The organism is Azospirillum sp. B4 (assembly GCF_000333275.1).
Classification (GTDB): domain Bacteria; phylum Pseudomonadota; class Alphaproteobacteria; order Azospirillales; family Azospirillaceae; genus Nitrospirillum.
The window spans coordinates 1-7,998 of sequence record NZ_BACU01000586.1 but is presented as its reverse complement, the minus strand read 5'-3'; the positions used below and the strand labels follow the sequence as shown (position 1 = coordinate 7,998).

Annotated in this window: 7 protein-coding genes; 3 read left to right on the top strand and 4 right to left on the bottom strand. The window is 69.2% G+C overall.

Annotated elements, in window-relative coordinates:
* Together I55_RS26445 and aat are read left to right on the top strand one after the other, a co-directional pair.
* Window positions 1-1,260: DUF2339 domain-containing protein (locus I55_RS26445; RefSeq protein ID WP_148293977.1), on the top strand; the 1,260-nt coding region annotated here is incomplete at its 5' end.
* A complete protein-coding gene (gene aat, locus I55_RS26440; RefSeq protein WP_044563719.1) occupies window positions 1,260-1,910 on the top strand; it encodes a leucyl/phenylalanyl-tRNA--protein transferase in 651 nt (216 codons plus the stop codon). The genes I55_RS26445 and aat, both read left to right, overlap by 1 nt.
* Here the strand turns inward: aat and I55_RS38705 are convergent.
* The 3 genes from I55_RS38705 to I55_RS26425 all read right to left on the bottom strand — a co-directional run bounded on the left by I55_RS38705 (window position 1,844) and on the right by I55_RS26425 (window position 3,675).
* Window positions 1,844-2,518, bottom strand: a complete 675-nt coding sequence (locus I55_RS38705) for a DUF2155 domain-containing protein (RefSeq protein WP_252181329.1) — start codon at window positions 2,516-2,518, stop codon at window positions 1,844-1,846. The two genes, aat and I55_RS38705, sit on opposite strands and share 67 nt — an antisense overlap.
* Complete coding sequence (mlaD, locus tag I55_RS26430; RefSeq protein WP_044563718.1) at window positions 2,515-3,087, bottom strand: outer membrane lipid asymmetry maintenance protein MlaD; 573 nt, start codon at window positions 3,085-3,087, stop codon at window positions 2,515-2,517. Before mlaD ends, I55_RS38705 begins: the two co-directional genes overlap by 4 nt.
* Before the next feature lie 198 nt (window positions 3,088-3,285).
* Window positions 3,286-3,675 (bottom strand): NADH:ubiquinone oxidoreductase subunit NDUFA12, encoded by a 390-nt coding sequence (locus I55_RS26425; RefSeq protein ID WP_049974519.1) that lies wholly within the window; start codon window positions 3,673-3,675, stop codon window positions 3,286-3,288.
* Between the two features lie 412 nt (window positions 3,676-4,087).
* Here I55_RS26425 and I55_RS26420 point away from each other — a divergent pair, with 412 nt between their 5' ends.
* Entirely contained in the window at window positions 4,088-6,568 is a 2,481-nt protein-coding gene (locus I55_RS26420; protein ID WP_159107281.1) for an EAL domain-containing protein, read from the top strand.
* Window positions 6,569-6,581: 13 nt separating this feature from the next.
* On the opposite strand, the gene I55_RS26415 is transcribed toward I55_RS26420, so the two are convergent.
* Window positions 6,582-7,715, bottom strand: coding sequence for a lysylphosphatidylglycerol synthase domain-containing protein (locus I55_RS26415; protein ID WP_252181328.1), 1,134 nt, complete (start codon window positions 7,713-7,715; stop codon window positions 6,582-6,584).
* Window positions 7,716-7,998 lie beyond the last annotated feature (283 nt).

The following is a 7,998-nucleotide window of genomic DNA, read 5'->3' as shown; positions in this document are numbered from 1 at the left end:
TGGACCGCGGCCGCCCCCCTGACCGTGCTGGACTGGGCCGGCTGGACCTTCAATCCCGGCACCCTGCCGGAGGCCGCCTGGGCGGCAATCGCCATCGCGTTGGCGGGTGGCGCCACGGCGGCGGCCGTCTGGGCGGGGTCACGTGCCGCGCCCACCGCCTTCGTCATTGCCGCCCTGGCGCTGGCCGGCCTGGCCCTGGCCGCCCTGCTGCGCCAGGCCTGGCTGACGGCGGCGCTGTCGCTGCTGGTGCCGGCGCTGGCGGCGGTGGAGGGCCGATTGGCGGCCGGGCCGCTGGCCGACGCCCTGCGCCGGGGTGGCCTGGCCGTGGCGCTGGCCGTGGCCATCCGCCTGACCCTGAACCCCTGGGTGCTGACCTACCCGCTGAACGGCGCCTCACCCGTCAACTGGCTGCTGTGGGGCTATGGCGTGCCGGCCTTGGCCTGCGCGGCGGGCGCCTGGTCCCTGAGCCGCCGCCGGCGGGACCGGCCGGTGCTGGGGCTTCAGGCCGTCGCCCTGGTGCTGGCCCTGCTGTTCGCCTGCCTGGAAATCCAGGTGATGCAAACCGGCACCCTGACCAGCGACCCCTTCGCCCTGCTGCCCACGGCGTTGCGCACGGTGCTGTTCCTGGTGGCGGCCCTGGTCCTGGCTGGCCGGTCGGGCAGCGCGGCGGGACCGGTGGCGCGGATCGGAGCCCACGTCCTGGTGCGGGTGGCGGCGGCCCAGGTGATGCTGGTGCATCTGGGCCTGCTGAACCCGCTGTGGTCGGACGAGACCGTGGGGCCATGGCCCATCCTGAACCTGCTGCTGTTGGTCTACGGCCTGCCGGCGGCGCTGTTCGCCCTGGTGGCCTGGCGGACGGAAGCGGGCGTGACGCGCCGCGCCCTGGTCATCCTGGTGCTGATCCTGGCCTTCACCTGCGTGTCGCTGGAGGTGCGCCAGGCCTTTCACGGCACCCGCCTGTCAGGCATCAGCCGCACGGATGCGGAGTGGTACAGCTATTCCGCCGCCTGGCTAGCCTATGCCCTGGCGCTACTGGGCCTGGGCGTGCGCACCCGGCGGGCGGACCTGCGCTACGCCTCGCTGGCGGTGCTGCTGGTGACGGTGCTGAAAGTTTTCTTGTCAGACATGGCGGATTTGACCGGCCTGCTGCGCATCCTGTCCTTCCTGGGGCTGGGCCTGTGCCTCATGGGCATCGGCTATGTCTACCAGCGGGTGGTGTTCGCGCCGCCACGGCCGGTCAACCCAAGGGAAGCCAAGTGATGCACCTGACGCCGGAACTGCTGCTGCGCGCCTACACCATGGGCGTCTTCCCCATGGCGGAGCGGGCCGATGATGACGAGATCTTCTGGTTCGACCCGCCGGAGCGGGGCATCCTGCCGCTGGACGGCTTCCATGCCCCCCGCCGCCTGTTGCGCACGGTGCGCCAGGGGCGCTTCCAGGTCAGTGTCGACACCGATTTCGCGGCCGTGATGCGGGCCTGCGGCGAGTCCACCACCGACCGGCCGGAAACCTGGATCAACGCCCAGATCCTGGATGCCTACACCGCCCTGCATCGCCAAGGCCGGGCCCATTCCGTGGAATGCCGGCGCGACGGCCGGCTGGTGGGCGGCCTTTACGGCGTGTCCATCGGCGGCGCCTTCTTCGGGGAGAGCATGTTCTCGCGCGAGACGGACGCCAGCAAGGTGGCCCTGGTGCATCTGGTGGCCCGCCTGCGCGCCGGCGGCTATGGCCTGCTGGACACGCAGTTCGTCACCACCCACCTGTCGCAGTTCGGCGCCATCGAAATCCCGCGCGCCCGCTATCACGCCCTGCTGGCCGACGCGCTGCGCCAGCCGGCCCGGTTTCACTGCGGCTTGGGCGAGGACGCCTTGGTCGAGGGGTTCTTGCAGTCCACCACCCAGACGTCATAGACGGGGTCCTCCATCGCCGACAGGGCGGGGCTGGAGGCGAACATCCAGCCGGTGAAGACCTTGGCGGCGGGATCGTCGGGCTTGGCCTCGACAATGTCCAGGAAGGCGGCCGACTCCGGCTCTTCGATCGGTGTGGTCTTGCGGCAGGCCCGGGCCGCCACCGTCAACTGGCCGAAGCGCCCGCTCTGCCCCACCGGGATCTCCACGGTGGACACGCGGCCCGTTACCTTGTCCAGCCCTCCCAGGACGGCGACCTTCATATCCTCGAAGGTTCGGGGGGCGGCCTGCGGCTGGGCCAGGGGCGGCAACGGCGTGACGGGGGACGCGGTCCCTTCCGCCGGGGCGCCTTCCGCAGGGGCCCCTTCCGCCGGAGCGGCACCCTGGGCGCCATCCGCCGGCGGCTGTTGCTGCTGGCCGGCGGCGGCGGGGCCAGTCACGGGCTGGCTGGTGGGGGGCTGTTCCTCCGGCGCCGTCTGCGCCGCTGGGGCGGAGGCCGGGGGAGCCGGCGGCGCGCCGGGAATGGTGGGCGCGCTTTGCGCCCAGGCGCCGGCCGCGGCGGCCAGCGCCAGACAGGAGGCAACCCCCAGCAGCAGACGCCGCTGGCTCATTTGCCGCCGCCGTTCAGCAGGCCCTTGGACGGGTCGGCCTTGGGCGCGGGTTGCTGGCCGGGGGACGGGGAGGCCGGCTGGCCCTGGTTCTGCTGCTGGCCAGCGTCACCACCCTTATTGCCGCCGCTACCGCCGGCGCTGAAGATGAAGCGGCCCAGCAGGTCTTCCAGGTTCACCGCCGACTGGGTGTACTGGATGCGGCCACCCGGCTTCAGCATCTCATCCTCGCCGCCCGGCTGCAGGTTCAGGAACTTGCCGCCCAGCAGGCTTTCCGAGGCGATTCCGGCGCTGGTGTCGGTGGGCAACTGCACCGTGTTGTCGATCTGCATCTCAATGACCGCCTGGTAGGTCTTGGGATCCAGATAGGCCTTGGTCACCGACCCCACCTTCACGCCGCTGATGCGCACGTCATTGCCGGCGGTCAAGCCGCCCGTGCTGGCGAAGCGGGCCTGCAAGGCATAGCCGGACACGGCGCGTACATTGGCCGTGGTGTAGGCGAAATAGAGGAAGAACGCCGCCACCACCAGGACGACGGCCCCCAGCACGGTTTCGATCACATTGCTGCGCATTCGCTTCCTCTGGAAAACCTTTAGAATTTGGACGGCCTTGAAACGACGCGAGGCCCCGCTCCCACCCGTTTGGCAAGGAAGGGGCCTCAGCCGATGCCCGTCATGGGCGACGCCGGAAAGGCCGGCGCCCCGCCCTGTCACGCCGCAAAGCCGGGAGCACCGTCGGTCGGGTCACCCCGGCCCCGCGCCCGCCGTTCCTTACGCGGGGGTCCAGGGTTCGTAATCGCCGGTGGCGGCGGCGCGGTGGCCGCCTTCATAGGTGTGCCCCGGCGGGCGATAGGCGGCCACGGTGCCGGTGGTGTTGGCCTCATGCGGCTTCACCCACGGCTTGTGATAGGCGCTGTTCTCCGGCAGGGGCTGTTCCATGGAATAGTGCAGCCAGCCATGCCACTCCGCCGGGATGTTGGAAGCCTCCGGCTCCCCCGCGAACAGCACCCAGCGGCGCACCTTCATACCGGCCCGCGCCTTCTTTTCCCGGAAATAGCGGTTGCCAAACCGGTCGGTGCCCACCAGTTCGCCCCGCCGGGAGATCAGCAGGCGGATCGACAGTTGGGACAGCCAGGTCAGGATGGAGATGCGTTGGGTCATGGGCCAAAACCAGGAAAGTGTGAATGGGGCCAAGCGCCTGCCAGCGGCCCCCCCGAAACGAACCGGCCGGACTATGGCAGTTTCAGTCCCTCGCGTCCATACGCTCAGGGTCGCCATCCCCGCCGGGGACGGCATGGCAGCTTCCGGCGGCGCCCAGATGACGCGCGGCCCCATACCACGCGCGGAAGGATAGGCGGCCACGGAGGTAATGCTTTAGTAACCGATCCACTCCTTCATGACTTCAACCGGGTCACCAGCCTTCGCCGGCGGCGGAGCCATGGGTCGAGAGGCCCGCCCGGCGTACGGATTGACGGAGTGGAAAGTGGTTGGACGGCTTGGCGCGCGGATGCGGGATGGTGGAGGGGGGACGATGGCGGCGCTTCCCAACCCGCGAGCACGGGCGGCATCGCGGATGGCGCCGTCAATCAGCATGCTTGTGGAGGCGTTGGACGCCGTTTCGCAAGGCGTGCTCATCGCCGGCGCCGACTGCCTGATCCAATATTGCAACGCCGCCTTCACCGCCATGACGGGACATGCGATGGCGGATGTCCTGGGCCGGGGCTGCGACCTGATCTGCGGCCCCGACACCGATCCCGAGACCCTGGCCACCATCCGTGACTGTCTGGGCCGCGGCATCCCCTTCCATGGGGAGGTGCTGAACTACACCAAGGATGGCCGGCCCTTCTGGAACGAGTTGACGGTCACACCGAAACGGGACGCGTCCGGCGCGCTCAGCCACTTCATCAGCGTCCACCGCGATGTCACCGCCCGCAAGGCGGCCGAGGCGGCCTTGCGGACGGCGGCCCAGCGCCACCGCTTCGTGCTGGACCATGTGCTGGCCGGGGTCATGGTGCGCGCCGCCGATACCCGCCTGACCTACGCCAACGCCACCGCCTGCCGCATGATGGGGTTGAGCGAGGACGCCATCCTCGGCACCTACGAACCGGACCCGCGATGGAGCTTCATACGGGAGGACGGAAGCCCCATCCCCGCGGAGGAATTGCCCGGCAGTCTGGCGCTGCGCGGACGCATGGACGCCCAGAACGTCCTGATGGGATTGAAGCGGGGCGACGATCCCGTTCCGACTTGGCTGGTCTGCAACGCCTATCCCGTGCTGGACGACGCCGACCGGCCGGTCGAGGCGGTCATCAGCTTCACCGACGTCACCGACCTCAAGAAGGTCCAGCAGTCGCTGGGGAAATCCGAAGAGCGGATGCGCCTGGTCCTGCGGGGGTCGCAGGACGCGCCCTGGGACTGGGACCTGGCCACCAACATCCTCTATTACTCCCCCCGCTGGTGGGAGATGATCGGATATCAGGCCGGCGAACTGTGCACCGACCCCAGCCTGTGGGAAAGCCTGAGCCACCCCGACGACCGGGAAACCGTCCGCGCGACGTTCCATGCCGCTTTGAAAAGCGGCCAGGAAAGCTATGAGGTGGAATTCCGTCTGCGGCACAAGGATGGTCATTATGTGCCGATACTGTCCCGCGGGTTCATTCTGCGTGATGCCCAGGGGCGGCCCATCCGCGTCTCGGGCACCAACACCAACCTGACGGAACGCCGGCAGGCGGAGCGGCGCATCCATCACCTGGCCTATTACGACGCCCTGACGGATCTGCCCAACCGCAGCCTGCTGCTGGAACATCTGCGCCGCGCCTTCCTGTCAGGAAAGCGCCGGCGGTCCCAGGGGGCGCTGCTGTTCCTGGGGCTGGACCACTTCAAGATCCTGAACGACACGCTGGGCCACGACAAAGGCGACGAACTATTGCGCCAGGTGGCCAGGCGCCTGCGGGATTGTGTGCGGGAATCCGACATGGTGGCGCGGGTCGGCGGCGACGAATTCGTCATCATGCTGGAAAACCTGGGCGCGACGGCCAGCGCCGCGGCCCTGGCGACCAAGCGGGTGTGCCATAAGGTCATGGCCGCCTTCGACGCGCCGTTCGCGCTGGACGGCGACAGCCACCGCACCACCGCCAGCGTGGGCGTCGCCGTGTTCGGTCCCGGAAGCGAAGGCGCCGACTGCCCCATGAAGCAGGCCGACCTGGCCATGGGCGTGGCCAAGGCCGGGGGCCGGAACACGCTGCGCTTCTTCGACGCCGGCATGCAACTGGCCGTCGAGAGCCGCCTGGCCCTGGAAAAGGACCTGCGCGACGGGCTGGAGCGCGGGCAGATGGCCATGCATCTTCAGCCCCAGGTAGACCAGGCCGGCACCGTGGTGGGCGTGGAGGCCCTGTTGCGCTGGCACCATCCGGAACGCGGCCTGGTGTCCCCGGCGGAATTCGTGCCCTTGGCCGAATCCACGGGCCTGATCCTGCCGCTGGGCAAATGGGTGCTGAGGGAGGCGTGCGCGACCCTGCGCCGCTGGGCCGACGATCCGGCGCTGTCGCGTCTGGCCCTGTCGGTCAACGTCAGCGCCCGCCAGTTCCATGAATCCGACTTCGACCGCCAGGTCCTGGACATCCTGGACGCCAGCGGTGCCGACCCGCGCCGCCTGAAGCTGGAATTGACCGAAAGCCTGGTGGCCCACGATATCGGGGACGTCATTGCCAAAATGGGGCGCCTGAAGGAACGGGGCGTGAGTTTTTCCCTGGATGATTTCGGCACCGGGTACTCGTCCTTGGGCTACCTGCAACGCCTGCCCCTGAACGAGCTGAAGATCGACCGCATGTTCGTCCGCGACGTGCTGTCCAACCCCAACGACGCGAACATCGCCCGCATCATCCTGTCGCTGGCCCACAACCTGGGCCTGTCGGTCATCGCCGAAGGGGTGGAGACGCCGGGGCAGCATGACTTCCTGCAAGCCAACGGCTGCCGCTTTTACCAAGGCTTCCTGTTCGGCCAACCGGTTCCCGTGGCCACGTTCGAGGCGGGCCTGATGACGGATCCGACCTGAACCAGGGCCGGGCTTACCGGCCGCGGCGGGCGCGCCAACGGCGCCAAGCGGCGACGGGGCCGTGGTCCGCGCGGATTTCCCAGATCAGCAGCAGGACGCCGGCGCAGACCAGGGGAAGCACATAATAAAGGAAACGGTAGGCCAGCAGGGCGCCGATGGCGCCGCCGGCGGGCCCATGGTCGCGCAAACCCAGCAGCAGGATGGTCTGGAACACGCCCAGGCCACCCGGCACATGGCTGACGATGGGGATGGCCAGGCCCGCGCAGAACAGGCCCGTGAACTCCATGAAGCCCACCGCCATTTCCGGCGGCAGCAGGGTCCACAGCGCCGCCGCCGACAGCAGGATCTCCATGGAGGCGATGATGATCTGCGAGAGCATCACGCCGGATGACGGCAGGGCGAAGGACCACCGCCACAAACGCACCGGCTTGTGCGTCGCCGCCGCCGCCACCGTCATGGCGCCCAGCCCCACCAGCACCAGGGCGGCGATTCCCTGCAGCAGCCAGGCGGGAACGTTCAGCAGGCCCGCCCCCACCTCCGGCCCGATGGCCACGCCCAAGGCGCCGGTGAAGGTGATGCCCAGGGTGAAGGTGGTGGTGGAGAAGACGACGATCTTGGCGATGTCCGACGCCGACAGGCCCGCCACGGAATACACGCGATAACGCACCGAGCCGCCGCTGATGACGGCGAATCCCACATTGTTGGAGATGGCGTAGCCCGCGAAGCTGCCGAAGCCCACCGTGCGGTAGGGCAGCTTGATGCCAAGGTATTTCAGGGCGGACACGTCATAGAGCGTCATCACCAGATAGGCCGACGCCACCAGGCCCGCGGCCTGCGCCACCTTCATCCAGGGCAGCAGCCGGACATAGGCCCAGACCTCCGCCGGGTGGAAATCGCGGGCGACATGGCGCACCGCCAGGACCACCAGCCCCACCAGCACCAGGGCCGTCACCAGGGTGATGAGCCGCTTTTTCCAGTTGGGCTTGGGCGCCGCGTCCGCCGTCGCCCCCGCTGACCCGGCCCCGCCGGGCCCTGTGTCCGCCCCCCGGCCCTTGCCCGCCGCGGCGCGCGCCGCCGGATCGATGACCACCGGGTGATGATAGGCCGGACGGTTGGGGCGCTGGTCTGGGCTGCGCTCAGGGGACATGCGGTACGGGGTTCTCGCGGAAAACGTCATGGGTGAGGGACACCGGGGCGGCGGCCAAGGCGGGCACCCTGCCATCTTCCGGGGGGGTTGGAAACCCAAAAGCGCGGGCTTCTGGCGGCGGCCGGCGGCCCCGCCGCGAAGTGGGCGGGCCGGCACATTCTTCAGCCCGCCAACCGAAGGGCGCCAGAACGGTTGAAAGCCCCGGATCGCCCGGGAATCGGCCCCTGTCCGAAGAGTCAACCACAACAGCTATGCACCTGCCCATTTGGCACCACAAAATGTC